We start from the raw sequence: 22866 nt of genomic DNA on the forward strand, positions 1-22866 counted from the left end.
CCGGGGGAGGCCCTGTGGAGGAGTGCCGGCTCAGCGCAGCGGCGCGGCGCGCTGCAGGTACTGCACGTCGACGGAGGCGTCCGTGAACCCGAGCGAGCGGTAGAGCGCCACCGCCGACCGGTTCTCGGCCTCGACGTAGAGGTCGGCCGTGGTGCAGCCGCGCTCGAGCATCCGCGCGAGCCCGGCGTTCAGCAGGGTGCGGCCGAGTCCCCGTCCGGCCGCCTCGGGGGCGACCCCGAGGACGTAGATCTCGCCGGTCGTCGATCCGGGCTCGATCTTGAGCCAGTCGTAGCCGAGGAGCGTGCCGTCGGCGTCGCGGAGCAGGAGGAAGTCGCCCTCGTCGAACCACGGCTCGGCGCGGCGGGCCGCCAGGTCCTCCTCCGTCATCCGCCCCTGCTCGGGGTGCGCGGCGAAGATCCGCGCGTTCAGGGCGATCCACTCGGCCGGAGCGAGGTCGCGGGCGTCCGAGAGGACGACGCCCTCGGGGACGCGGACCTCGGGGGCGGCGAGCGGCTCGAGCTCGAGGTGCAGGAGGGTGCGGACCGGTGCGAAGCCGTGGGAGGCCGCGAGGGCCCGGGCGGCGGGGTGGTCGCCGTGCGCCCAGGCGAGCAGGCCCGTCCGGCCGCTCGCGAGGACCTGCTCCAGGGTCGCGGTGCCGAAGCCGACCCCGCGCCACTCGGGATCGACGACGAACTCCAGCTCGCCCTGCCCGAGGATCGCCGCCGCCACGACCACGTCCGCGCGCAGCCCCACGAGGAGGGTGCGCGAGCCGGCTCGGGCGTCGACGAGCGTCTGGTCGCTGAAGGGGGGCTGGTGGTCGAACCAGGCGGCGCGCCCGATCAGGTGCTCGAGGCCGGCCGCCACCGCGGGATCGGCCAGGTCCTCAACGGACAGGTTGAGCGACTCGCTCATTGTCCTCTTCGTACACGTTGAAGCGGTATCCGACGTTGCGGACCGTGCCGATCAGCGACTCCAGGTCGCCGAGCTTCGCGCGGAGGCGCCGCACGTGCACGTCGACCGTGCGGGTGCCGCCGAAGTAGTCGTAGCCCCATACCTCGCTCAGCAGCTGCTCGCGGGTGAAGACGCGCGAGGGGTGCGTGGCGAAGAAGCGGAGGAGCTCGAACTCCTTGAAGGTGAGGTCGAGCGGGCGCCCGTGCACCTTGGCGGAGTAGCTGGCCTCGTCGATCACGACGCCCGACGCCTGGATGCGCGAGGTCGACTGCTCCTGCGCCAGCCGGCCGATCACCAGGCGGATGCGGGCGTCGACCTCGGCGGGGCCGGCCGAGTCGAGGATGACGTCGTTGACGCCCCAGTCGGCCGAGACGGCCGTGAGCCCGCCCTCTGTGAGGATCAGGATGAGGGGGACGTTGATGCCCGTGGTCGTGAGGATCTTGCAGAGCGACTTGGCGCTGGCGAGGTCCTGCCGCGCGTCGACCAGGATCAGATCGCAGCTCGGGGCGTTCACGAGCTGGGCGGGCTCCGCGGGGATCTGCCGGGTCCGGTGGCTGAGGAGCCCCAGTGCGGGGAGCACCTCGGCGCCTCCCGCCGAGGTCAGTATCAACAACTGCGCCACGGATCCTCCAGAACTGGTCTGCCCGCAATACTAGCGGCGGGCCGGGAGGGGCGTCCGCCTGGGGCACAATTGTCGGATGGGCAGGGATCGGGTGGGCATCGGAGTCGTCTGGGCGCTCGCACTCGCGGGCTCCGTGCTGACGCTGGCGATCGCCGCTCCGGAGTCCCGGCAGCTCTGGCTCGCGCTGACGTTCGGCGGCTGCGTGCTCTCGACCTTCGCGGTGCAGCTCGCCGTGGCCCGCGCCGAGGGGTACCTCCTCCGCGCGATGACGAGCATCGTCGGAGCGATGGCCGTGGTCGCGGTCGCGAGCGGGATCGCCCTCCTCCTCCCCGCCTGAGCGGTCGCGCCCTCCCGTCCCGAGCGCCCGGATCCGCACCGCCTGAGCGGCCGCGTCCGCCCCGCCCCGGCGTCGGAGGCGGCGGGTAGGATGAGCGCATGCTTCTCGCCCTGGAACTCTTTTACCTCGGTCTGCTCGGGCTCGCCTCCCTCGCCATCGCGTGGGTCTCCGGCGTGGTCGTCTACAAGCTCTACCGCGGCCAGCGCTAGCCGCCGCCGGAGCCCGAGTGATCTCGCTTCCGTCGGGCCTGCCGCCCGAGCTCGTCCCCCTGTCCTGGCTGCTCGGCGTCTGGGAGGGCTCGGGCGTCATCGACTACACGATCGGCGACGACTCCGTCCAGGCCGAGTTCGGCCATCGCATCAGCTTCAGCTACGACGGCCTCCCGTACCTCAACTACAACTCCTACACGTGGCTGATCGAGGAGGGCGCCGAGGAGGCGCCCCGGCCCCTGGTCACCGAGACGGGCTACTGGCGCCTCAGCCGCGCGCTGACCGACTCCGACGCCGGCCCGGGAATGCTGCCCGGCCGCGGCGCACCCGCCTTCCCCGACGCCGAGTCCGTCGAGACGCTGCGCAACGCCGCCGGCGGGTTCGACATCGAGGTCTCGCTCGTGCACCCGGACGGGGTCAGCGAGCTCTACCTCGGTCAGGTCAAGGGGCCTCGGATCGACCTCGCGACCGACGCGGTGATGCGCACCGCCGCGGCGAAGGACTACGCCGCCGCCACGCGCCTCTACGGCCTGGTCGACGACCACCTGCTCTGGGCGTGGGACATCGCCGCGCTCGGCCAGGGCCTGCGGACCCACTCCTCCGGACGGCTCGCCCGTGTCGACTGACGCGCCCTCCCCGCTCCTGGCCGCCCCGGGCGCCGTCGCCACTACGAGCGCCGCCGAGCCCGGCGTCGCCGCCCACTACGGCGAGCCCTTCCGCGAGCAGCGCGCTCTCGCCGCGGGCACCGCGCTCGTCGACCTCTCCGGCCGCGGCGTCGTGACCGTCACGGGGCCGGACCGCCTCACCTGGATCGACTCGCTCACCAGCCAGGCCGTCTCGCGCCTCGCTCCCGGCGCGTCCGCCGAGACGCTCCTGCTCGACCCGACCGGCCGGATCGAGCACGTCATCCGCCTCGTCGACGACGGCGAGACCGCCTGGCTCCTGCTCGACCGCGACGAGACGGCCGGCCTGGCCGCCTGGCTCGACCGGATGCGCTTCATGCTCCGCGTCGAGGTCGCCGACCGCACCGACGACTTCGCGACCCTCGCCGCCCTCGGCGACGGGCCGGCCCTGACGCTCGCCCTGTCCCTTGCCGAGGAGCCCGTCGTCTGGAGCGACCCGTGGTCGCAGGTCCAGCCGGGCGGCTGGCAGTACGCGCTGACCACAGAGCACCCCGGGGCCTCCTGGGAGCTCCGCGAGGTCCTGGTCCCGCGAGCGGCCCTCGAGGCCCTCGCGGAAATGGCCGTCGGGGCGGGAGTGGCCCTCGCCGGGGTCGACGCCCTCGAGGCGCTGCGCATCGCCGCCTGGCGCCCGCGCCACGCGACGGAGGTCGACGAGCGGTCCATCCCGCACGAGCTCGACCTCCTCCGCTCGAGCGTGCATCTCGCCAAGGGCTGCTACCGGGGCCAGGAGACGGTGGCGAAGGTGCACAACCTCGGGCACCCGCCGCGGCGCCTGGTCCTGCTGCAGCTCGACGGCTCCGACTCGATCCTCCCCGCCCACGGCGACGTCGTCACGGCGCTCAAGGGCGGCGAGCCGGTCGAGGTCGGCACGGTCACCTCCAGCGCCTGGCACTACGAGGACGGACCGGTCGCTCTCGCGGTCGTCAAGCGGAGCGTCCCGGTGGATCTCGAGCTGACCGTGCTGGCCGGCGACTCGCGCGTGGCCGCGGCCCAGGAGGTCGTGGTCCCGCCCGGAGCCGGAGCGGAGGCGGGAGTGCCCCGCCTGCCCCGCCTCGGGGCGACGACCAGGTAGGCCACGCCGTGGTGGCCGCACGTCCCGCCGAGCGGGGCCGGGCGGCCGAGCGGCTGCGCGGTCTCGTCCGGACCCCCGAGCTGAGTCCCGCGCGCGCCCTCGCCCGCGCGGGGGCGTCGCTCCCCGCCGTGCTGCAGATCGTGCTCGCGGCGATCCTCGCCTACTCCGTCGCGCACTTCCTCCTCGGGCACCCCTCGCCGGTGCTGGCGCTGACGGCCACGATCTCGAGCCTCGGCATCGCGCGCGACACCCGCCCCAAGCAGGTGGCCGAGACAGCGACGGGGATGCTCATCGGCATAACGGCCAGCGAGGTCCTGCTCCTGCTGTGGGGGAGCGGCGTCTGGCAGCTCGCCGTCGTCCTCGCGATCGTCTTCACGCTCGGCCGGGCCCTCTCGCCCTCGCCGGGGTTCGCCGTGGCCGCCGGGACCCAGGCGATGCTGGTGATGGTCCTCCCTGCGCCGGACGGAGGCGTCTTCACCCGGAGCGTCGACGGCCTGATCGGCGGGCTCGCGGCGCTGCTCTGCACGGCGATCGTGCCCCGCCCGCCGCTGCGCACAGCGCGGGCCGAGGCGCACCGGCTCCTCACCGCGCTCAGCCGGACCGTGGAGGAGCTGGCCGAGGCGCTCCGCCGGGGCGACTCCTCGGCGTCCACCGCAGCCCTCGAGCGGATCCGCGGGACGCAGCCGGTCATCGACGGCTGGACCGCGGCGCTCGACTCCGCGACCGGCGTCGCCCGGATCTCGCCGTTCGTCCGCCGGCACCGCGGCGAGCTCTCCCGCCAGGCCGTGATGCTGTCCGCGCTGGACCTCGCGACCCGGAACCTGCGCATCGTCGCGCGCCGCACCGACTTCCTCGTCCGGGACGGCGCCCCGCGGCCGGAGCTCGCCGGAGCGGTCGCCGCCCTCGGCCCGGGCATCGCGCTGCTCGGCCGCGCGGTCGCCGATCCGTCGGTGCTCGCCCTGGCGCGACAGGACCTCGTGCTGCTCGCGACCACGCTCGACCCCCAGCGGCTGATCCCGGAGGCGCGCCTCGCCGAGAAGACGGTGCTCGTCCTGCTCCGCCCGCTCGTCGTCGACCTGCTCACGGCGACAGGCGCCGCTCCCGCCGAGGCGCGGGCCGCCCTGCCCCCGCTCGCCTAGGGCTCAGGAGGTCCGGTGCTCAGGTCCGGTGCTCAGGCCCGGCGCTCAGGCCCGGCGCTCAGGAGGAGGGGGCGACTGCCTCCCACGCGACCGTCACCTCGCCCAGGCGCCAGCGCCGCGGCCCGCCGAGGACCGGCCACTCCGGCCGGAGGTCCCGGACCGCCGCGATCCAGCGCTGACCCGGACTGTAGACGGCGAGAGGGGCGTTCAGCGTCCACGCCCGCTCGAGGGCGGCGAGGAAGGCGTGCACGCCCTCGCCGGGCACGTTGCGGTGGATGAGGGCCTTCGGCAGGCGCTCGGCCGCCGTCATCGGCGAGGGGATCGCCGCGAGCCGGAGCGAGAGGGTCAGCGAGCGCGGGCCCTCCCGGCCGACCTCGACCCAGGTGCAGATGCGGCCGATCTCGTCGCAGGTGCCCTCGACCAGGACGCCGTCGGGCTGCAGGCGGTCCGTCATCGTCGCCCAGGCTCCCCTAACCGCGTCCTCGTCGTACTGGCGGAGCACGTTGAAGGCGCGGATGACGCCCGCCCGCCGCCCCGCGGGCAGGGGCACCTCGAAGCCGCCGCGCTCGAAGCGCACGCGCGCGTCCGCGGGGAACGGCGTGCCGCCCTCCCTCACCCGGGCGAGCTGGCGCCGAGCGGTGTCGACCCGGGCGGGCTCGATCTCGAGGCCGAGCACCTCGACGTCGGGCGCGGCCTGGACGAGCCGGCGGTGCAGCTCGAGCGTGGTGACCGCGCTTGCCCCGAAGCCGAGATCGACGACGAGCGGGGAGGCGGTGCTGCGCAGGACGGGCAGCTCGGCGAGCCGGCGGTCGACCCGGCGGAGGCGGTTCGTGCCCGTCGTTCCGCGGGTGACGGCTCCGATGGGCATGCTCTCCAGCGTATCCGCGGGCGAGGGGGCCGCCTCTAAGCTGGACGCATGTCCGAGACCTACACCCTCATCCTCGTGCGCCACGGCAACAGCGAGTGGAACCAGAAGAACCTGTTCACCGGCTGGGTCGACGTGCGCCTGACCGAGCAGGGAGTCGCGGAGGCCACCCGCGCCGGCGAGCTGCTGACCGAGGCGGGCCTGCACCCCGACATCGTCTACACGTCGCGCCAGACCCGTGCGATCCAGACCGCCAACATCGCCCTCGAGGTCGCCGACCGCCTGTGGATCGACGTCAAGCGCTCCTGGCGCCTCAACGAGCGCCACTACGGCGCCCTGCAGGGCAAGGACAAGGCGCAGACCCTCGCCGAGTACGGCCCCGAGCAGTTCCAGACCTGGCGCCGCTCCTTCGACGTGCCGCCGCCCCCGCTCGACGACGACGACCAGTACTCGCAGGCGCACGACGAGCGCTACGCCGACCTCGGCGACGCCCTGCCCCGCACCGAGTCGCTGAAGCTCGTGATCGAGCGGATGCTTCCGTACTGGGAGTCCGACATCAAGCCGGACCTCGCCTCGGGCAAGACCGTCATGATCACCGCGCACGGCAACTCCCTCCGCGCGCTGGTGAAGACGCTCGACGGCATCTCGGACTCGGACATCGCGGAGCTCAACATCCCGACCGGGATCCCGCTCGTCTACGAGCTGAACGAGGACTTCGAGCCCATCGGGGAGGCGCGCTACCTCGACCCCGAGGCCGCGGCCGCCGGTGCCGCCGCCGTCGCCGCCCAGGGCGCCAAGAAGTAGCACCGCCCCGCACGCGCGAACGGCCCGCCCGAGTCCTCGACTCCGGCGGGCCGTTCCCGTAGCCCCGGAGGCGGAGCGCACGGACACGTCCGGCCCGCAGGAGACGATCGTTCCTGCGGGCCGGACGGTGAGACGGGCCGGAGCCCGAGGTGTCGACTAGGAGTAGTCGCCCGAGATCAGGTACTGGACCTTCTTGGCGATCGACACGGCGTGGTCGGCGAAGCGCTCGTGGTAGCGGCTGGCGAGGGTCGCGTCGACGGTGTCGGCGGCCTGGCCCTTCCACGCCTCGCTGAGCACCTTGTCGAAGACGCTGACGTGCAGCTCGTCGATCTTGTCGTCCTCGTCGCGGATCTCCTCGGCGATGCGCGGGTCCTGCGAGCGGAGCAGGTCGGTCAGCTTGTGCGCGACGACCACGTCGAGGCGGCCCATCTCGACGAACGTCGGACGCAGGCTCTTGGGGACCACCTTGTCGGGGAAGCGGTAGCGCGAGAGCTGGGCGATGTGCTCGGCGATGTCGCCCATCCGCTCGAGCGATGCGCTGATGCGCAGCGCCGAGACGACGATCCGCAGGTCGCGGGCGACCGGGTTCTGCCGGGCGAGGATGTCGATCGCGAGCTCGTCGAGGCTGATGGCCAGCTCGTCGATGCGCGCGTCGCTCGCGATGACCTCCTCCGCGAGGGTGACGTCGGAGTGGTTGAACGCCTGGGTCGCCTTCTCGATGGCGATCTCGACGAGTCCGGAGATCTCGACGAGTCGTTCCTGGACCTCGGCCAGCTCCTGCTGGAAAACTTCGCGCATCTGTGTTCGACCCTCTCTACGGCGCGCGCGGACGACGGCGCCGGATCTGCGGCGAGCACCTCGCACGCCGCTGCGACTGCACTCCGTGGGCGCAGGCGCAGTCATGATGACCACGGCAGGTTAACGGACGGTGCCGGGCGTTTGAACAGTACTCGACCCCCGGAGGATCGACGGGCGTCCGGTAGGGGGACGCCCGGTGGATGGTTAGCCTGGGTCCGTGGATTCGGGCTTGATCGTGGTTCTGTCGCTCGTTCTCGGTGTCGCGATCGGGATCCTTCTGACGACCGTGCTCACGCTCGCCGCCCGCCAGGGCCGCATCGCGCAGGACGTGATCTCGGTCGGGCTCCCCGAGGGGATCGAGGCGATCATCGACGCCGTCGGCTCGCCCGCCTTCGTGACCGACCCGTCGCACAACGTGCTGAAGGCGTCCACCCGCGCCGTCGCGCTCGGCCTGGTCTCGCAGGACACGCTGCTCCACCCCGACCTCGCCGCCATCGTCGACCGCGTCCGCCGCTTCGGCGACGACATCGTCCAGGACCTCGAGCTCGCGACCAGCCCGCTCTCCGACGCTGCCGTGACGCTCGTCGTCCACGCGACCCGCCTGGGCTCCCGCTACGTCCTCGTCATCGCCGAGGACCACACCGAGGCGCGCCGGCTCGAGGCCGTCCGCCGGGACTTCGTCGCCAACATCTCCCACGAGCTGAAGACCCCGATCGGCGCTGTCGGCCTGCTCGCCGAGGCCCTCGACTCCGCCGCCGACGACCCCCAGCAGGTGCGCCGCTTCGCGCACCGGCTGACCCAGGAGTCGCACCGCCTCGCGAAGATCACCCGCGAGATCATCGAGCTCTCCCGCCTCCAGGCCGCCGACGTCGCCGGCTCCGCCGAGATCATCCGCGTCGACGACGTCGTCACGGCGGCGCTCGAGACCACCCACGTCATGGCGGAGTCGCACGACGTCACCCTGGTCAAGGGCGGGATGAAGAAGGCCTACGTCGTGGGGCAGGAGAAGATGCTCGTCTCGGCGCTGCACAATCTCCTCGCCAACGCCATCCAGTACTCGCCCGCCGGCTCCCGCGTGGGCATCGGCGTCCGCTCCACCGGCGGCGTCGTCGAGATCGCCGTCACCGACCAGGGCATCGGCATCCCGGAGGAGGACCTCGACCGGGTGTTCGAGCGCTTCTACCGCGTCGACCAGGCCCGCTCCCGCCACACCGGCGGCACCGGCCTCGGCCTCAGCATCGTCAAGCACGCCGTGCAGAACCACGGCGGCGACGTCCGCGTCTGGTCCAAGCCCGGCCGCGGCTCCACCTTCACCATCCGGCTCCCCGAAGCCGACCCCGCCCGGACGCCCTTCGCGGCGACCGCCCCGATAGGAGAACACGCGTGACCAGCATCCTGCTCGTCGAGGACGAGAGCGCCCTCAGCGAGCCCCTCAGCTACCTGCTCGAACGCGAGGGCTACGACGTCACCGTCGCCGAGGACGGCAACCGCGCCGTCGCCGCCTTCGACGAGGGCGACTACGACCTGATCCTCCTCGACCTCATGCTGCCCGGCATGCCCGGCACCGAGGTCTGCCGCGAGATCCGCACCCGCTCCTCCGTCCCGATCATCATGGTCACCGCCAAGGACTCCGAAGTGGACATCGTCGTCGGCCTGGAGCTCGGCGCCGACGACTACGTCACCAAGCCCTACTCCACCCGCGAACTGCTCGCCCGCATCCGCGCCGTCCTCCGACGCCGCACCGAGGAGCCCGGCGAGGAGCGGATCGTCGTCGCCGGCCCCGTCCGCATGGACATCGAACGCCACACGGTCGAAGTCGACGGCGTCGAGACCCCGATGCCCCTCAAGGAGTTCGAGCTCCTCGAGATGCTCCTCCGCAACGCGGGCCGCGTCCTCACCCGCGGCCAGCTCATCGACCGCGTCTGGGGGAGCGACTACTTCGGCGACACGAAGACCCTCGACGTCCACGTCAAGCGCATCCGCTCGAAGATCGAGAAGACGCCGAAGGAGCCGGTGCTCCTGGTTACTGTCCGCGGCCTCGGCTACCGCTTCGACGCTTGATCGCGGGCCCTGGCGGGGCGATCTGCGGCGTTGTCGTCGGTTGCGATACCGCTGGTATCGCGCCCTCCTCCGCCTTGCAGCTCACCCCGCCAGGACCCGCGATCAACCCTGTACTGGAGGGGTGGGGGACGAGGCCGTCGCTGCGCGACGAGCCGGATGGGGGCGTCGCTCAGGGCGTGGTGCTCGAGTGGTCGGCGGAGTCGGTGTATCGAGACGCGCGCAGCCGGACGTCGCGCGAATGGTGGTCGAGTGGCCGACGGAGTCGGCGGATCGAGAGCTGCGGGGACGACGAAGGGCCGCCCACCGGGGTGGACGGCCCTCGAGGGCGGAGGGGGCTACTCCGCGGTGGGAGCGTCGACGCCGGGCTCGGCGGTCGGAGTGGGGAGCGCGGTCCGGGCGGGGTCGGCCGTCGGGGTGACGGTCGGCGTCGCGGAGGGCGCGGGGGTCAGCGTCGAGTAGGCCTCGAGGGCGTTCGTCAGGACGGGGACGAGGAGCTCCTTGCCCTGCTCGGAGCCGTACTGGAAGTAGACGGGGAGCAGGCCGCCGGGGATCGTGTCGATGTCATCCATCTGGACGGCCTCGGTGCTGTCGGGGCGGACCTCGGTACGGCCGGGGACGGCGTCGACGGTGTCGCTGGTGCGGCCCGCGGAGCCCTCGTACTGCACCTCGACGCTCAGCGCCTCATCGGTGGAGTTCACGAGCGTCACGATCAGGGTGCCGGCCTCGCCGTCGTCCGAGACGATCATCGCGTTGCGGATGGCGAGATCGCCGATCGTCGCGCCGACTCCGTCGCTCGGGTCGTAGATCTTGCGCGTCGCCTGCGGGGCGACGAGGTTGCAGCCGGCGGTAGCGAGGGCGACGCCGACCGCGAGAACGACGGATGCAGCGATACGCGCCTTCACAGGAACCTCCAGATCGTCGGCCCCGCTCGCCCCGGACAGGGCGACTTCACTGTGCACGAGCCGACACCAGGCTAGCGTAGCGAGCACCGCGGCTCCGCCCGTCCGGACTCCCGTCCCGCTCGGCGCGCATGGTAATCTGTCCGCCGCTGAAAGGACGTCGCATGCAGTTCGAGGTCGGAGAGACGGTCGTCTACCCCCATCACGGAGCCGCCACGATCGCCGAGGTGAAGACCCGGACGATCAAGGGCCAGGAGAAGACGTACCTGAAGCTCCGCGTCGCGCAGGGCGACCTCGTCATCGAGGTGCCCGCCGACAACGTCGACCTGGTCGGCGTCCGCGACGTGATCGGCCGCGAGGGCGTCGAGCGCGTGTTCGAGGTCCTGCGCGCCGAGGTCGTCGAGGAGCCGACCAACTGGTCGCGCCGCTACAAGGCCAACCTCGAGAAGCTCGGGTCCGGAGACGTCGTCAAGGTCTCCGAGGTCGTCCGCGACCTCACCCGCCGCGACCGCGACCGCGGCCTCTCGGCGGGGGAGAAGAGCATGCTCGCCAAGGCCCGCCAGATCCTCGTCTCCGAGCTCGCCCTGGCCGAGAAGACCGACGAGGACGCCGCCTCCGTGCTCCTCGACGAGGTCCTCGCATCCTGAACGGTCCGGCCGGCGCGCCGACCGCGGCCGTCGTCGTCGTCGCCGCCGGCAGCGGCACGAGGCTCGGCCGCGAGCGCCCCAAGGCCTACGTCGACTGCGCGGGGAGGACGATCCTCGAGCGCAGCCTGCGCACGGTGCTGCTGCTCGCGGAGCCGGTCCAGATCGTCGTCGTGGCTCCCGCCGCCCTCCTCGAGGAGACGGCCGCTCTGACGCACGCCGCCGGAGCCCCGGACGGCTCCGTCAGCGTCGTCGCCGGAGGCGCCAGCCGCCAGGAGTCGGTCGCTCGGGGGCTCCGGGCGCTCGGCCCGGCCGTCGAGACGGTGCTCGTGCACGACGCCGCCCGCGCCCTCACGCCCGTCGACCAGTTCGAGCGGGTGATCGCGGCGGTCCGGGAGACGGGCGGCGGAGTGATCCCGGGTCTGCCGGTCACCGACACGATCAAGCGCATCCGCGCCGACGGCGGGATCCTCGGCACGGTGGACCGCTCCGAGCTCGCCGCGGTGCAGACGCCGCAGGGCTTCCCGCGCGCGCTCCTCGACGAGGCCTACGCCTCGGCGGAGGAGGACTTCACCGACGACGCGGCGCTCCTCGCCTCGCGCGGCAGTCCCTCGATCGTCGTCGCGGGCGACCCGCTCGCCTTCAAGATCACCACCCCCTGGGACCTGGCCCGCGCCGAGCAGGTGCTCGCACCGCCGCCCGTCGTCGTCGTGCCGCGCGTCGGCATCGGCACGGACGTGCACGCGTTCGACGACGCGTCGCCGCTCTGGCTCGCCGGGCTGCACTGGCCGGGGGAGCGGGGCCTGTCCGGGCACAGCGACGGCGACCCGGTCGCCCACGCGATCTGCGACGCGCTCCTGGCGGCGGCGGGTCTCGGCGACATCGGCTCCCGCTTCGGCACGGCCGACCCGCGCTTCGCGGACGCCCACGGCGAGGTCTTCCTCCGCGCGACCCGCGAGCTGGTGGAGGCCGCCGGCTTCGCCATCGGCAACGTCTCGGTGCAGCTCATCGGCAACCGCCCGAAGTTCTCGCCGCGGCGCGAGGAGGCGCAGAGGCTGCTCTCGGAGCTGCTCGGCGCACCGGTCAGCGTCGCCGCCACCACCTCGGACGCGCTGGGCTTCACCGGACGGGGCGAGGGGGTCGCCGCGACCGCGACGGCACTCGTCCTCCCCATCCCCGCTGTCACCCGGTAGTCCCCGGGCGGAGCGGCCGACCCGGCCGGGAGCGGTCCGCCCGGTAAACTCGCCCGCGTGACTCTGCGACTGCATGACTCGAAGGCCCAGGCCCTCGTCGATTTCGTCCCCCTCCGCGAGAACGAGGTCGGGATGTACGTCTGCGGACCCACCGTTCAGTCCTCGCCCCACATCGGGCACCTGCGCTCCGCCCTCGCCTACGACCAGCTGCGCCGCTGGCTGGCGTACCGCGGCTTCCAGGTCACCCTGGTGCGCAACGTCACCGACATCGACGACAAGATCCTCGCCATCGCCGAGGACGCGCGGCGTCGGGTGCCCGAGGGTGCGCCGGTCGAGCAGTGGTGGGCGCTCGCCTACCGCGTCGAGCTCGAGTTCACCGCCGCGTACACGGCCCTCGGCATCCTCCCGCCGACCTACGAGCCGCGCGCGACCGCGAGCATCGCCGAGATGATCACCCTCATCCAGACCCTGATCGAGCGCGGTCACGCCTACCCGGCGCCCGACGACTCCGGCGACGTCTACTTCGACACGCGGTCCTGGCCGGACTACGGCTCGCTCACCCACCAGCGCCTCGAGAGCATGGAGGCGGCGACCGACGCCGACCCGCGCGGCAAGCGCGACCCGCACGACTTCGCTCTCTGGAAGGGCGCCAAGCCGGAGGAGCCCGAGTCGGCCGCCTGGGCCTCGCCGTGGGGCGCCGGGCGCCCCGGCTGGCACATCGAGTGCTCCGCGATGTCGACGAAGTACCTCGGCACCCGGTTCGACATCCACGGCGGCGGGCTCGACCTGCGCTTCCCCCACCACGAGAACGAGCTCGCCCAGTCCAGCGCCGCCGGCCACGCCTTCGCCAGCTACTGGCTGCACAACGGCCTCGTGTCCGTCATCGGCCAGAAGATGAGCAAGTCGCTCGGCAACTCGGTGTTCGCCTCCGAGCTGCTCGAGGCGGCCCGCCCGCTCGTCGTCCGCTACTACCTCGGCTCGGCCCACTACCGCTCCACCCTCGAGTTCCACGCTGGGGCCCTCGAGGAGGCCGAAGCGGCGCTGGAGCGGATCGAGGGCTTCCTCGAGCGCTCCCGCCGCCGCCTCGACGGCACGCGGTTCGCCGCGCTCGGCGAGCCGGTGGTTCCGGAGGAGTTCGCCGAGGCGATGGACGACGACCTGTCCGTCCCGCAGGCCATCGGCGTCCTGCACGAGACCGTGCGCGCCGGCAACGCCGCCCTCGACGCCGAGGACCTCGGCTCCGTCTCGGCCCTGCGCACCCAGGTGCTCGCGATGGCGGCCGTGCTCGGCATCGACCCGGAGGCGCCCGAGTGGGCGCGCTCCGACGACGAACCCTCGTACCGCGCGCTCAGCGTGCTGGTCGACCGCCTGGTCGCCGAACGCCAGACCGCGCGCGAGCAGCGCGACTGGGCGAGCGCCGACCGCATCCGAACCGATCTCGCCGCGGCGGGAATCACGATCGAAGACACCCAGACGGGTGCGCATTGGAGTCTCGATGGCGAATAAGCCCGGCCGCCCCGGAGCGGTCCGAAAGAAGAGCAAGGGCAAGGCCGTCGGTTCCGGCGGTCAGGGCCGTCAGGCCCTCGAGGGCAAGAAGCCCACGCCCAAGGCCGAGGACCGGCCCTACCACCCCGCAGGCAAGGCGAAGCTCGCGCGCGAGCGCTTCGTCGCCGCCGGCGGCAAGAGCCGCCCCGGCGGAGCCCTCTCCGCGGCCGCCCGCGGACAGGGGCGCCCCGCCCCGTCGCGCAAACCCAAGAGCGGCGACGACTTCGAGATGGTGACGGGCCGGAACTCGGTCCTCGAGGCGCTGCGCGCCAGCATCCCGGCCACCACCCTCTACCTCGCGACCCGCATCGAGATGGACGACCGGGTCAAGGAGGCGCTCAAGATCGCCACCGCCCGCGGCCTTCCCGTGCTCGAGGTCATGCGCCCGGAGCTCGACCGCCTCGCCGGCCCCGACTCCGTGCACCAGGGCCTCGTGCTGAAGGTGCCGCCCTACGAGTACGCCCACCCGAGCGACCTGCTCGAGCGCAGCGTCTCCCGCGGAGCGGTCCCCCTCCTCGTCGCCCTCGACGGCATCACCGACCCGCGCAACCTCGGAGCGATCATCCGCTCCGTCGCCGCGTTCGGCGGACAGGGCGTCATCGTCCCGCAGCGCCGCTCCGTGGGCCTCAACTCCGCCGCCTGGAAGACCTCCGCCGGAGCCGCCGCACGCATCCCCGTCGCGATGGCGTCCAACCTCACCGCCATGATCAAGGACTTCAAGCGCGCAGGCGTCTTCGTCATCGGACTCGACGGCGACGGCGACGTGATGCTGCCCGGCCTGGAACTCGCCGACCGGCCGCTCCTCGTCGTCGTCGGCAGCGAGGGCAAGGGCCTCTCCCGCCTCGTCACCGAGCAGTGCGACGCCGTCGTCTCCATTCCGATCAGCTCCGCCACCGAATCCCTCAACGCCGGGATCGCGGCGTCGGTCGCGCTCTACGAGATCTCCAAACTCCGCTCCGCCTCCGAGTAGCGCGGGCGCCGGCACGGCGATCTGCGGCGTTGTCGTCGGGCGCGATACCGCCGATATCGCTTCCTCCTCCGCCTTGCAGCTCACCGCGCGGGCACCGGCGCGGCGATCTGCGGCGTTGTCGTCGGGCGCGATACCGCCGGTATCGCTTCCTCCTCCGCCTTGCAGCTCCCCGCGCCGGCACCCGCGCTACGGGTCTGGATGTCAGAGGCGCCGCCTGCGGCGAGCGGATCGAGGGGCGCCGCCTGCGGCGAGCGAGCCGGGGGAATGCGAAGAGGGCCCGTGCTGATGGCACGGGCCCTCTTGCGGTGGTGGGGGGTCAGACGTTCTTCGTCCAGTCGACGTCGGCGTCCTCATCGGTGAGCTCGGCGTCGCCGGACTCGTCGAGGACGAGGTTCGGGAGGGTCAGCGCCTCGGTGGGAGGAGCGATGACCGTCGCCTCGTCGCGGCGGTGACGCAGGATGTCGTTCACGTAGGCGGTGACCGCCTCCGCCAGGGGGACGTCGCGCGCCTGCTGCTGCGACATGAACCAGCGGTGCTCGAGCAGCTGGTGGAACATCTCGGCCGGCTCCAGGCGACCCTTGAGATCGCGGGGGATCGAGCGGATGACCGGCTCGAACACCTGCGCCAGCCACTCGTGCGCCGCCATCTCCTCGTCCAGGCCCTGCTTGTCGTAGGTCGCCGTGTACGAGTCGAGGTCGTTGAGCAGGCGCCGCGCCTGGTTCTCCTGCGCGTCCAGCCCGGTGAGACGGAGCAGCCGCCGCTGGTGGTGGCCGGCGTCGACCACCTTCGGCTGGATCCGCACCGTGGACCCGGCCTCGTCGGTCCTGATCGCGAGCTCCTCGATGTCGAAGCCCAGCTCGTTCAGCCGGTTCACGCGGTCGTTGATCCGCCAGCGCTCCGAGGTCGCGAACGACTCGGCACCGGTCAGCTCCTTCCAGAGGCTGCGGTACGCCGCGACGATTCCGTCGGAGACCGTGATCGGGTCGAGGTCGTCGTCGACGCGACCGCCGGCCTCGAGGTCGAGCAGCTCGCCGGCGATGTTGACGCGGGCGATCTCCAGATCGTTCTCGCGCTGGCCGTTCGAGAGGCCGCCCGAGTAGAGCTGCCCGGTCTCCGCATCGACCAGGTAGGCGGCGAAGGCGCCGGCATCGCGCCGGAAGAGGGTGTTCGAAAGGGACACGTCGCCCCAGAAGAAGCCGATCACGTGCAGGCGGACCAGGAGGAGCGCCAGCGCGTCGACCAGGCGGGTCGCCGTGTCCGGCCGCAGCGTCTGCGAGAAGAGCGCCCGGTAGGGGAGCGAGAACTTGAGGTGACGGGTGACGAGCACGGCGGGCAGGGCCTCGCCCTCGTCGTCGGTGCGGTTCGTGATCACCGCGCCCGGAACCACGCACGGCACGTCGAGGCGCTGCAGCGTCTTCAGCATCTCGTACTCGCGCCGCGACATCTCGGCGGTCGTCTCCTTGACGGCGACGACGTGTCCGGAGAGGTGGGCGAAGCGGACCGTGTGCCGCGAGATGCCCTTCGGCAGGGCGGCGATGTACTCGTCGGGCCAGTCGTCGAGCCGCAGGTTCCACGGCAGGTCGAGCAGGGCCGGGTCGACGGTGGCCGAGGTGATGTTCAGGGAGCCGGACATGGTGCGCCGTTCGTGTCGCGTGTCGGACGGTGGGGGAGCCGCAGACGACGCTGCCGCCGCCCTGGAGGGGACGGCGGCAGCGTGCGGTGCAGGAGGAGGCTCAGGAGAGGCGCTCGCCCGACTCCGCGTCGAAGATGTGCACGCGGTGGTTCGCGGTCACGTACACGCGGTCGCCCGCGGTCGGGTGCACGCGGCCGTCGACGCGCGCGACGATGTCGGTGCGGCGGCCCTCGACCTCGGTGTGGCCGTAGAGGTAGCCGTCCGAGCCGAGCTCCTCGATGAGGTCGACCTCGATCGGCAGTCCGCCGGGCTGGGTCGAGACGGTGACGTCCTCGGGTCGCACGCCGAGCGTGACGACCTTCTGGCTCGTCTTCGCGAGCGCCTCGCGGGCGATCGGGAGGACGGTGTCGCCGAACTTGACGCCGCCGTCGGTGACGTCCGCGTGGAACAGGTTCATCGCGGGCGAGCCGATGAAGCCGGCCACGAAGACGTTGTTCGGGTTCTCGTACAGGTCGCGGGGCGAGCCGACCTGCTGGAGGAGGCCGTCCTTGAGGACCGCGATGCGGTCGCCCATGGTGAGCGCCTCGGTCTGGTCGTGGGTGACGTAGACCGTGGTGATGCCCAGGCGGCGCTGGAGCGTGCCGATCTGGGTGCGGGTGGACACGCGGAGCTTGGCGTCGAGGTTCGACAGCGGCTCGTCCATGAGGAACACCTGGGGCTTGCGGACGATGGCGCGGCCCATCGCGACGCGCTGGCGCTGGCCACCGGAGAGCGCCTTCGGCTTGCGGTTCAGGTAGGGCTCGAGGTCGAGCATCTTCGCGGCCTCGAGGACCCGCGCGGCGCGCTCGTCCTTGTTGACGCCGGCGATCTTGAGCGCGAAGCCCATGTTCTCGGCGACCGACATGTGCGGGTACAGCGCGTAGTTCTGGAAGACCATCGCGATGTCGCGGTCCTTCGGCGGAACGTCCGTGACGTTGCGGTCGCCGATGAGGATGCGGCCCTCGTTGACCTCCTCGAGGCCGGCGAGCATGCGCAGGGAGGTGGACTTGCCGCAGCCGGAGGGGCCGACGAGGACGAGGAACTCGCCGTCGCCCACCTCGAGGTTGAGCTTGTCGACGGAGGCGCGAGTGGCCCCGGGGTAGACGCGGGACGCGTGGTCGAAAGTTACGGACGCCATTGTTCTTGCTCCTTCACCGGCAGGTACGTGCCGGACGATCCGAGTGAATGGAAGTGATGGTCATCATCGCGTGGGCGACTCCGACCAACCGGCACAGTATGCCACGGGCCGACAGTCGTCGGTCGGGCACCGCGTATCCGTCGTTTGGAGGTTTCCCAGGGCTCGCGCGTAGGATTCCGGCGAGTCGCGCCCGGCGACCCCCTTCTTCCCCTCTCTCATTCGGAGCGTTCTTGTCATGACCACCGGCGGAGCCAACGACCGTCTCTCGAAGAACCAGCGACGAGAGGCCGCCCGAGAGAAGGCGCGCCGCCTGCGCGAGCAGCAGAAGCGCCGCGACCGCGTGAGCCGCTTCGCCCTGCAGGGCGGGCTCGCCGCCGTCGTGATCGCGGTCGTCGTGATCGTGGTCTTCGCCGTCACCTCGAGCATCCGCCCCGCGGGCCCGGGCCCGGCGAACATGGCGAGCGACGGTGTCGTCATCGGCGAGAACATGGTCGCGCAGACGAGCGGTGCCGTCGCCGCCGACGGGACGCCCACCCCCAGCGCGCTCGACACCTCGGCCGGCACGGTCGACATCCGGGTCTACCTGGACTACCTCTGCCCCTACTGCGGCCAGTTCGAGAAGACCAACGGCGACCAGATCAAGGAGTGGGTGACCAGCGGTGCCGCGACGGTCGAGATCCACCCGATCGCCATCCTCACGACCCGCTCCAACGGAACCAAGTACTCGGAGCGCTCGGCCAACGCCGCCGCGTGCGTCGCGGACCGCTCGCCCGACTCCTTCTTCGACTTCAACTCCCTGCTGTTCGCCAACCAGCCGGCGGAGGGGACCGACGGACTCTCGGACGACCAGTTGAAGGACTACGCCTCGCAGGCGGGCGTCGAGGACACGGCGGCCGTGAACACCTGCATCGACGACCAGAGCTTCGTGAGCTGGGTCCGCGCCGCGACCGAGCGCGCTACGTCGGGTCCGCTGCCCGGCACGGACGTGCCCGCGGTCACGGGCACCCCGACCGTCCTGGTCAATGGCGAGGCCTACTCGGGCTCGCTGACCGACCCGGACGCCTTCAGCTCCTTCGTGCTCTCGGCCGCCGCCGACTCCTACTCGTCGGCGACTCCCGCGCCCACCTCCTCCGAGACTCCGGCGCCGAGCGACACGCCCGCCTCGACCGAGGCCCCCGCGTCGACCGAGACCCCGGCTCCCGGCGACGCCCCGGTCTCCACCGAGGCTCCGGCCTCCTCCGAGCCGACTCCGGCCGCCGCGGGCTGAGCCCCGGACGCGCACGAGCCCCGCGCATACAGAAGGCCCCGACCGCACACAGCGGTCGGGGCCTTCTTCTCTCCTGAGCCGACGACGGGACTTGAACCCGTAACCGCCCGATTACAAGTCGGGTGGATGTGCCTCCGTGGGCTTGTTTTCTGCCTCTCGGGGCATGTAGGTTGTCGCTAGCGGCGCACAGCGCCCCCCAGCGGTGGGAGGCTATGGCTTCACGATGAGGCTCGCGTCGGCTACAGCCCGAAAGGGCCCCAGATCCTGCCAGATCTGAGGCCCAGACCACCCCCTGAGCAAGCAGGAGAAGGACATGACGAAGCGTACCCACGCCCCCCGCAGAAGAACCCAGCACGTCGGTGTGCTGAGCGACGGCGTCTGGACGGCGCATGACAGAAGAGTGGACGGGGCAACGGTGCCCCGACCCCTGACCTCGACCGACCAGAATGCGGCAACAAATGGCTGGCAAGTCTTCTCGCGGCCGGATCGGTCAGAACCGGGGGCCGCGGGTCGCCCGCGCATGGTCACACACGGGCGTAGGCGCTCGTATCAGCAGGGATGCCGTTGCGTCGATTGCACCGCCGCCAACTCCGCGTACTACCACGCGCGCCGCCAGAAGGAGAACAGCCATGAGTGACACCGACCCGCTCGACCTCAACACGATCGAAGCGCGTGCAGCTGCGGCGACCGTGGGACCGTGGGCCACGTTCAATCGCTTCCACATCGAAGCGCCCAGCGTTGATCGCAACGTGACCCAGGCGGCCGAGTGGGAGTCGTCGGGTATCGAGCGCGAAGAGGATGCCGAGTTCATCGCCCACGCTCGCACGGACATTCCCGCCCTGATCGCCGAGGTGCGGCGACTGCGCGAGGAGAAGACGGCGCACGAGGAAGCGGGGTGTTACTCATGGTGACCGACCGCATAACTGATCACGCGCCAACCCCCGGTCCCGAACACTGGAACTGGCGATGCTTGCGGTGCGACCAAGCGGTAACAGAACATGCTGGGCTTTTCGGCCGTGTCCTGGCTCGATGGAAGAAGGCAATCGCATGACCGACACCCCGGACCCGCGTATCGACTCGATCCCACTGCCGCCGTTCGTCACCCGCTACACCCGAGTGGTCGCACTGGTCCTTGCGCGTGGACGGATGCGGCAGAAGATCCTCCGAGACTCGCTCCGTGGCCTCGACTGGGACGACCACCGATGGGACGTACGCGAGTACGCCATCAACCGACTGATCAGCATCGAGACAGGACGGCCTGCGTATCGGCCGTCCAGCTTCCGCGACGAGGAGGACGACGCATGACCGCCGAGAAGGACCCGCGTATCGAAGCGGTCGCCAAGCTCCTGTTCACCGGGCCGCTGCTGCAATACAACGCGGACGAGTGGGACGACGTGCTGATACCCGCCATTGAAGGCAACCGGGACGAGGCGTTGCGTGCAGATAGAAACCGGAGCATGTGCCTCATGGCCGCGGAGGACGTGCTGCGAGGGATCGACGAAGCGGCGGCGAAGGACATGCTGGCGAAGAACCGTGCCGCGCTCGCCTACGAGCTGTCTGTCGAGGACTACTACCAGCGTCACGTCCGCGGACAGAAGGCACCCGAGTGAGCGCGCGCACGACCACGTTCCGCCGCGTGCCGACTACTGAGCCGATGCCGCACACGCTGATCGTCGCGTTCGATGACGACGGCACCGTGACGATGGATGAACACGAGATGCTCAACGTGCTATCTGCATTGGGTTACGCGCCAGAGGAGGAAGCATGACCCGCCTCGCCCTCCTCATGTCCCGCAACATCCCCGAAGACCACGCACGCGAACTTTTGCACGCGTACGCCCTCGATCCGAACAGCCACGCGTCGGCAATACCCCGGCGCGTGTTCGATCGGTTCGGCGACCCCGAGCTGAAGGGGGACTTGTGAATACCGAGACGACCACGCCGCTCGAAGCTTTCCGGATGATCGAGCGAGCCGTAGACGAGACCTACAAGCCGGAAGGGGCGCGTATCTGGTGGATCAACTTCGGCAAGGCCGACAGCGCCAAGAGGAAGCGCATGATCCGCGCCGTGATGGGCGCATGGTGAGCGACTGGCTACCGCGCGACCCGGACATCGACCGGCTCCTTGAAGAAGCGGAACGTGACGATCCCGGCATGTTCGAACGGTGGCTCATGGCACACCCGGACCCGGTACCGCTCACGTCGTTCAACCGAGTCGCGTTCATCTGCGCCGTGTGCGGCGACTGGACCGACACGGAGAACATGCACAACCACTTCAGCGGGTCCAAGCCGCTCGCATGACAGTACGACGCTAGGAGAACCCAATGCCCAAGTCGACACGCGGCAAGGGTGAGGGCGCCCTCTTCAAAGACGCCCGCGGCTACTGGACCGCCACCGTCGAGCTCCCGCAACGCGACGGCAAGCGACGACGCAAGACCGTCCGCGCCCGCGACAAGGAAGCCGCCAAGCGCCTCCTCATCGCGCTCCACAAAGACCTCATGGACAACGGCGACCTGTCCACCACCGACCAGACCGTCAAGCAATGGTTCGAATACTGGTTCAAGAACATCGTCCAGCCCGAGGTCCGCCCGAAGACCGCCGAGGGATACCGGACGATCACCTACAACCACGTCATCCCCACCATCGGCAACATCCGGCTCTCGAAGGTGAGCGCACGATCCCTCCGCGCCGTCACCGACCGCATGGTCAACGAAGCCGGCCTCTCGCCCACGTACGCGCTCCAAGCCCACCGGGTCATGAGCGTCGCCCTCGAGGCCGCCGTCCGTGAGAAGCGCATCCCCGCGAACCCCGCGAAGTCGATGAACGCGCCACGCAAGGCCCTCAAAACCCTCGACGTCCTCACCCTCCAAGAAGGAGTGGACGCGATCAGGACCTTCCAGCAGGACCCCGCCTACGGTGCACGCTGGGCAACCGCGCTACTCACCGGAGCCCGACGCGGAGAAGTGCTCGGCCTCGAAATCGACCGGGTAGGCGAATCGCTCGACCTGTCCTGGCAGCTGCAACGGATGCTGTTCGAGCACGGATGCGCCACCAAGGACGACGGCAAGCACTCCTGCCGCTGGACCCGAGGCGCCGAATGCCCCGAACGGAAGATCACCGTCCCCGCCGACTACGAGTACCGCAGCATCGGGGGAGGGCTCTACCTCACCCGCCCCAAGTCCCGGTCCGGGTGGCGCATCATCCCGCTCGTCGACCCGCTGCGCACCATCCTCCGCCAACACCTCGAGACGAACCCACCCGTCGGCGGACTCGTCTTCACGCGCGGCGGCAAACCCGTCGACCCTGACTACGACAGCAAGCTCTGGGGCAAGTGGATGGACGACCACATGCCGGGACGGGACGTGAAGCTGCACGGGCTGAGGCACTCGACGGCCGACCTGCTCTACCTCGCCGGCGTGCCCGAAGACCTCATCACCGAGATCCTGGGCCACTCGACGCGCGCGATGAGCCGCGCGTACAAGTCGAAGGGCAACGACCTCAGGCTCCGTCAGGCCATGGCGAGCATGTCAGCAATGTTCGACATCCCGGCGACCGCGACACGGCCTGCGATCGACTCCTAGCTGGCCTCAGCACGACGGCGCTCGGCACCCTCAACGATGGACTCCATCGTGGTGTCGAGCGCTTTCGCGATCAGGGCGAGCTGCGCGATGTACACGTTGCTCTTGCCGGCCATGATCCGCTGCATCGTCGTCGCGTTGATGCCCGTCGCCTCGACCAGATTCGCCTGAGTCAGCCGCTTCCCCTTGTACCTGGCGACCAGTTCGTCAGCGAGGGCGCGGTTGATGGGATCGATCTCTTCGAGTGGCACGACCCCAGGCTAGCCAACAAATCTGCCCCAGCCGACACATTTTCTGCCACAGCCCCTTGTATCTGTCTCTAGCGGCAGATAATGTGTCTCTCATGACAAGAAGAACCGCCACCGGATCGGTCGCTCAGCGTGTAGCTGCAGCGATCGTTCGCTCCGGGGCTTCCACTGCA

28 protein-coding genes and 1 tRNA gene are annotated in these 22866 nt (G+C 71.0%); 20 read left to right on the plus strand and 9 right to left on the minus strand.

Going from position 1 to position 22866, the window contains the following annotated elements:
• Positions 1 to 30: 30 nt before the first annotated feature.
• Together mshD and C5C25_RS00190 are read right to left on the minus strand one after the other, a co-directional pair.
• A complete protein-coding gene (gene mshD, locus C5C25_RS00185; RefSeq protein WP_104249369.1) occupies positions 31 to 912 on the minus strand; it encodes a mycothiol synthase in 882 nt (293 codons plus the stop codon).
• Entirely contained in the window at positions 884 to 1573 is a 690-nt protein-coding gene (locus C5C25_RS00190; protein WP_104224700.1) for a winged helix-turn-helix domain-containing protein, read from the minus strand. The genes mshD and C5C25_RS00190 overlap by 29 nt, the downstream gene beginning before the upstream one ends.
• A gap of 76 nt (positions 1574 to 1649) precedes the next feature.
• On the opposite strand from C5C25_RS00190, the gene C5C25_RS00195 reads away from it, so the two are divergent.
• The 4 genes from C5C25_RS00195 (at position 1650) to C5C25_RS00210 (ending at position 5013) form a co-directional block, all read left to right on the plus strand.
• Positions 1650 to 1910: a hypothetical protein gene (locus C5C25_RS00195; protein ID WP_146079389.1), complete on the plus strand. Its 261-nt coding sequence runs from the start codon at positions 1650 to 1652 to the stop codon at positions 1908 to 1910.
• A 226-nt stretch (positions 1911 to 2136) separates the two neighbouring features.
• The gene (locus C5C25_RS00200) at positions 2137 to 2745 is read left to right on the plus strand and encodes an FABP family protein (RefSeq protein ID WP_104224698.1); all 609 of its coding nucleotides are present in this window, start codon (positions 2137 to 2139) and stop codon (positions 2743 to 2745) included.
• Entirely contained in the window at positions 2735 to 3874 is a 1140-nt protein-coding gene (locus tag C5C25_RS00205) for a folate-binding protein YgfZ (protein WP_104249371.1), read from the plus strand. Before C5C25_RS00200 ends, C5C25_RS00205 begins: the two co-directional genes overlap by 11 nt.
• An 8-nt stretch (positions 3875 to 3882) precedes the next feature.
• On the plus strand, positions 3883 to 5013 hold the full coding sequence (locus C5C25_RS00210) for an aromatic acid exporter family protein (RefSeq protein WP_104249372.1): 1131 nt from the start codon (positions 3883 to 3885) through the stop codon (positions 5011 to 5013).
• A gap of 58 nt (positions 5014 to 5071) precedes the next feature.
• On the opposite strand, the gene C5C25_RS00215 is transcribed toward C5C25_RS00210, so the two are convergent.
• Positions 5072 to 5881 carry a class I SAM-dependent methyltransferase gene (locus tag C5C25_RS00215; RefSeq protein ID WP_104249373.1) on the minus strand — a complete coding sequence of 270 codons (810 nt, stop codon included), beginning with the start codon at positions 5879 to 5881 and terminating at the stop codon, positions 5072 to 5074.
• Positions 5882 to 5929: 48 nt separating this feature from the next.
• Between C5C25_RS00215 and C5C25_RS00220 the strand changes: the two genes are divergently transcribed.
• Complete coding sequence (locus tag C5C25_RS00220) at positions 5930 to 6682, plus strand: phosphoglyceromutase (protein ID WP_104224694.1); 753 nt, start codon at positions 5930 to 5932, stop codon at positions 6680 to 6682.
• A gap of 156 nt (positions 6683 to 6838) precedes the next feature.
• On the opposite strand, the gene phoU is transcribed toward C5C25_RS00220, so the two are convergent.
• A complete protein-coding gene (phoU, locus tag C5C25_RS00225; RefSeq protein WP_104224693.1) occupies positions 6839 to 7480 on the minus strand; it encodes a phosphate signaling complex protein PhoU in 642 nt (213 codons plus the stop codon).
• 217 nt (positions 7481 to 7697) lie between these two features.
• Between phoU and C5C25_RS00230 the strand changes: the two genes are divergently transcribed.
• Together C5C25_RS00230 and C5C25_RS00235 are read left to right on the plus strand one after the other, a co-directional pair.
• The gene (locus C5C25_RS00230) at positions 7698 to 8867 is read left to right on the plus strand and encodes a cell wall metabolism sensor histidine kinase WalK (RefSeq protein WP_104224692.1); all 1170 of its coding nucleotides are present in this window, start codon (positions 7698 to 7700) and stop codon (positions 8865 to 8867) included.
• The gene (locus C5C25_RS00235; RefSeq protein WP_104227263.1) at positions 8864 to 9541 is read left to right on the plus strand and encodes a response regulator transcription factor; all 678 of its coding nucleotides are present in this window, start codon (positions 8864 to 8866) and stop codon (positions 9539 to 9541) included. The genes C5C25_RS00230 and C5C25_RS00235 overlap by 4 nt, the downstream gene beginning before the upstream one ends.
• Positions 9542 to 9876: 335 nt before the next feature.
• Here C5C25_RS00235 and C5C25_RS00240 read toward each other — a convergent pair whose 3' ends face one another.
• Positions 9877 to 10443, minus strand: coding sequence for a hypothetical protein (locus C5C25_RS00240; RefSeq protein ID WP_104224588.1), 567 nt, complete (start codon positions 10441 to 10443; stop codon positions 9877 to 9879).
• A 161-nt stretch (positions 10444 to 10604) separates the two neighbouring features.
• Between C5C25_RS00240 and C5C25_RS00245 the strand changes: the two genes are divergently transcribed.
• Genes C5C25_RS00245 through rlmB form a run of 4 tightly spaced genes read left to right on the plus strand, consistent with a single transcriptional unit; the run spans position 10605 to position 14792 of the window.
• On the plus strand, positions 10605 to 11087 hold the full coding sequence (locus C5C25_RS00245; RefSeq protein WP_104224589.1) for a CarD family transcriptional regulator: 483 nt from the start codon (positions 10605 to 10607) through the stop codon (positions 11085 to 11087).
• Positions 11081 to 12277 (plus strand): 2-C-methyl-D-erythritol 4-phosphate cytidylyltransferase, encoded by a 1197-nt coding sequence (gene ispD / locus C5C25_RS00250; protein ID WP_104249638.1) that lies wholly within the window; start codon positions 11081 to 11083, stop codon positions 12275 to 12277. The genes C5C25_RS00245 and ispD overlap by 7 nt, the downstream gene beginning before the upstream one ends.
• 57 nt (positions 12278 to 12334) lie before the next feature.
• Positions 12335 to 13783 carry a cysteine--tRNA ligase gene (cysS, locus tag C5C25_RS00255; protein ID WP_104249374.1) on the plus strand — a complete coding sequence of 483 codons (1449 nt, stop codon included), beginning with the start codon at positions 12335 to 12337 and terminating at the stop codon, positions 13781 to 13783.
• A complete protein-coding gene (rlmB, locus tag C5C25_RS00260; protein ID WP_104249375.1) occupies positions 13773 to 14792 on the plus strand; it encodes a 23S rRNA (guanosine(2251)-2'-O)-methyltransferase RlmB in 1020 nt (339 codons plus the stop codon). The genes cysS and rlmB overlap by 11 nt, the downstream gene beginning before the upstream one ends.
• Positions 14793 to 15108: 316 nt before the next feature.
• On the opposite strand, the gene C5C25_RS00265 is transcribed toward rlmB, so the two are convergent.
• Positions 15109 to 16425 (minus strand): DUF4032 domain-containing protein, encoded by a 1317-nt coding sequence (locus tag C5C25_RS00265; RefSeq protein ID WP_104249376.1) that lies wholly within the window; start codon positions 16423 to 16425, stop codon positions 15109 to 15111.
• A gap of 100 nt (positions 16426 to 16525) precedes the next feature.
• Complete coding sequence (locus tag C5C25_RS00270) at positions 16526 to 17602, minus strand: ABC transporter ATP-binding protein (protein ID WP_104224593.1); 1077 nt, start codon at positions 17600 to 17602, stop codon at positions 16526 to 16528.
• 235 nt (positions 17603 to 17837) lie between these two features.
• Here C5C25_RS00270 and C5C25_RS00275 point away from each other — a divergent pair, with 235 nt between their 5' ends.
• Entirely contained in the window at positions 17838 to 18869 is a 1032-nt protein-coding gene (locus C5C25_RS00275) for a thioredoxin domain-containing protein (protein ID WP_104249377.1), read from the plus strand.
• 76 nt (positions 18870 to 18945) lie between these two features.
• Here C5C25_RS00275 and C5C25_RS00280 read toward each other — a convergent pair.
• Positions 18946 to 19011, minus strand: a tRNA-Leu gene (locus C5C25_RS00280).
• Positions 19012 to 19498: 487 nt separating this feature from the next.
• Between C5C25_RS00280 and C5C25_RS00285 the strand changes: the two genes are divergently transcribed.
• The 8 genes from C5C25_RS00285 (at position 19499) to C5C25_RS00305 (ending at position 22448) form a co-directional block, all read left to right on the plus strand.
• Positions 19499 to 19780 (plus strand): hypothetical protein, encoded by a 282-nt coding sequence (locus C5C25_RS00285; RefSeq protein WP_104249378.1) that lies wholly within the window; start codon positions 19499 to 19501, stop codon positions 19778 to 19780.
• 136 nt (positions 19781 to 19916) lie between these two features.
• On the plus strand, positions 19917 to 20174 hold the full coding sequence (locus C5C25_RS00290; protein WP_104249379.1) for a hypothetical protein: 258 nt from the start codon (positions 19917 to 19919) through the stop codon (positions 20172 to 20174).
• Positions 20171 to 20479 (plus strand): hypothetical protein, encoded by a 309-nt coding sequence (locus C5C25_RS00295; protein WP_104249380.1) that lies wholly within the window; start codon positions 20171 to 20173, stop codon positions 20477 to 20479. The genes C5C25_RS00290 and C5C25_RS00295 overlap by 4 nt, the downstream gene beginning before the upstream one ends.
• Positions 20476 to 20637 carry a hypothetical protein gene (locus C5C25_RS16340; RefSeq protein WP_181133597.1) on the plus strand — a complete coding sequence of 54 codons (162 nt, stop codon included), beginning with the start codon at positions 20476 to 20478 and terminating at the stop codon, positions 20635 to 20637. The genes C5C25_RS00295 and C5C25_RS16340 overlap by 4 nt, the downstream gene beginning before the upstream one ends.
• Entirely contained in the window at positions 20634 to 20792 is a 159-nt protein-coding gene (locus tag C5C25_RS16345; RefSeq protein ID WP_181133598.1) for a hypothetical protein, read from the plus strand. Before C5C25_RS16340 ends, C5C25_RS16345 begins: the two co-directional genes overlap by 4 nt.
• The gene (locus tag C5C25_RS16350; RefSeq protein ID WP_181133599.1) at positions 20789 to 20953 is read left to right on the plus strand and encodes a hypothetical protein; all 165 of its coding nucleotides are present in this window, start codon (positions 20789 to 20791) and stop codon (positions 20951 to 20953) included. The genes C5C25_RS16345 and C5C25_RS16350 overlap by 4 nt, the downstream gene beginning before the upstream one ends.
• A complete protein-coding gene (locus C5C25_RS00300) occupies positions 20947 to 21168 on the plus strand; it encodes a hypothetical protein (RefSeq protein WP_104249381.1) in 222 nt (73 codons plus the stop codon). The genes C5C25_RS16350 and C5C25_RS00300 overlap by 7 nt, the downstream gene beginning before the upstream one ends.
• 23 nt (positions 21169 to 21191) lie before the next feature.
• Positions 21192 to 22448 (plus strand): site-specific integrase, encoded by a 1257-nt coding sequence (locus C5C25_RS00305; protein ID WP_104249382.1) that lies wholly within the window; start codon positions 21192 to 21194, stop codon positions 22446 to 22448.
• On the opposite strand, the gene C5C25_RS00310 is transcribed toward C5C25_RS00305, so the two are convergent.
• Positions 22445 to 22696 carry a helix-turn-helix domain-containing protein gene (locus C5C25_RS00310; RefSeq protein ID WP_104249383.1) on the minus strand — a complete coding sequence of 84 codons (252 nt, stop codon included), beginning with the start codon at positions 22694 to 22696 and terminating at the stop codon, positions 22445 to 22447. The two genes, C5C25_RS00305 and C5C25_RS00310, sit on opposite strands and share 4 nt — an antisense overlap.
• Between the last annotated feature and the right edge of the window lie 170 nt (positions 22697 to 22866).

It is taken from the genome of Rathayibacter sp. AY2B9 (assembly GCF_002931595.1).
GTDB lineage: Bacteria > Actinomycetota > Actinomycetes > Actinomycetales > Microbacteriaceae > Rathayibacter.

Coding starts and splice junctions, on each gene's coding strand:
- mshD (WP_104249369.1), bottom strand. CDS start 912: ATGAGCGAGTCGCTCAACCTGTCCGTTGAGGACCTGGCCGATCCCGCG.
- C5C25_RS00195 (WP_146079389.1), top strand. CDS start 1,650: ATGGGCAGGGATCGGGTGGGCATCGGAGTCGTCTGGGCGCTCGCACTC.
- C5C25_RS00215 (WP_104249373.1), bottom strand. CDS start 5,881: ATGCCCATCGGAGCCGTCACCCGCGGAACGACGGGCACGAACCGCCTC.
- C5C25_RS00220 (WP_104224694.1), top strand. CDS start 5,930: ATGTCCGAGACCTACACCCTCATCCTCGTGCGCCACGGCAACAGCGAG.
- phoU (WP_104224693.1), bottom strand. CDS start 7,480: ATGCGCGAAGTTTTCCAGCAGGAGCTGGCCGAGGTCCAGGAACGACTC.
- C5C25_RS00245 (WP_104224589.1), top strand. CDS start 10,605: ATGCAGTTCGAGGTCGGAGAGACGGTCGTCTACCCCCATCACGGAGCC.
- rlmB (WP_104249375.1), top strand. CDS start 13,773: ATGGCGAATAAGCCCGGCCGCCCCGGAGCGGTCCGAAAGAAGAGCAAG.
- C5C25_RS00265 (WP_104249376.1), bottom strand. CDS start 16,425: ATGTCCGGCTCCCTGAACATCACCTCGGCCACCGTCGACCCGGCCCTG.
- C5C25_RS00270 (WP_104224593.1), bottom strand. CDS start 17,602: ATGGCGTCCGTAACTTTCGACCACGCGTCCCGCGTCTACCCCGGGGCC.
- C5C25_RS00275 (WP_104249377.1), top strand. CDS start 17,838: ATGACCACCGGCGGAGCCAACGACCGTCTCTCGAAGAACCAGCGACGA.
- C5C25_RS00285 (WP_104249378.1), top strand. CDS start 19,499: ATGAGTGACACCGACCCGCTCGACCTCAACACGATCGAAGCGCGTGCA.
- C5C25_RS00290 (WP_104249379.1), top strand. CDS start 19,917: ATGACCGACACCCCGGACCCGCGTATCGACTCGATCCCACTGCCGCCG.
- C5C25_RS00295 (WP_104249380.1), top strand. CDS start 20,171: ATGACCGCCGAGAAGGACCCGCGTATCGAAGCGGTCGCCAAGCTCCTG.
- C5C25_RS16345 (WP_181133598.1), top strand. CDS start 20,634: ATGACCCGCCTCGCCCTCCTCATGTCCCGCAACATCCCCGAAGACCAC.
- C5C25_RS00300 (WP_104249381.1), top strand. CDS start 20,947: ATGGTGAGCGACTGGCTACCGCGCGACCCGGACATCGACCGGCTCCTT.
- C5C25_RS00305 (WP_104249382.1), top strand. CDS start 21,192: ATGCCCAAGTCGACACGCGGCAAGGGTGAGGGCGCCCTCTTCAAAGAC.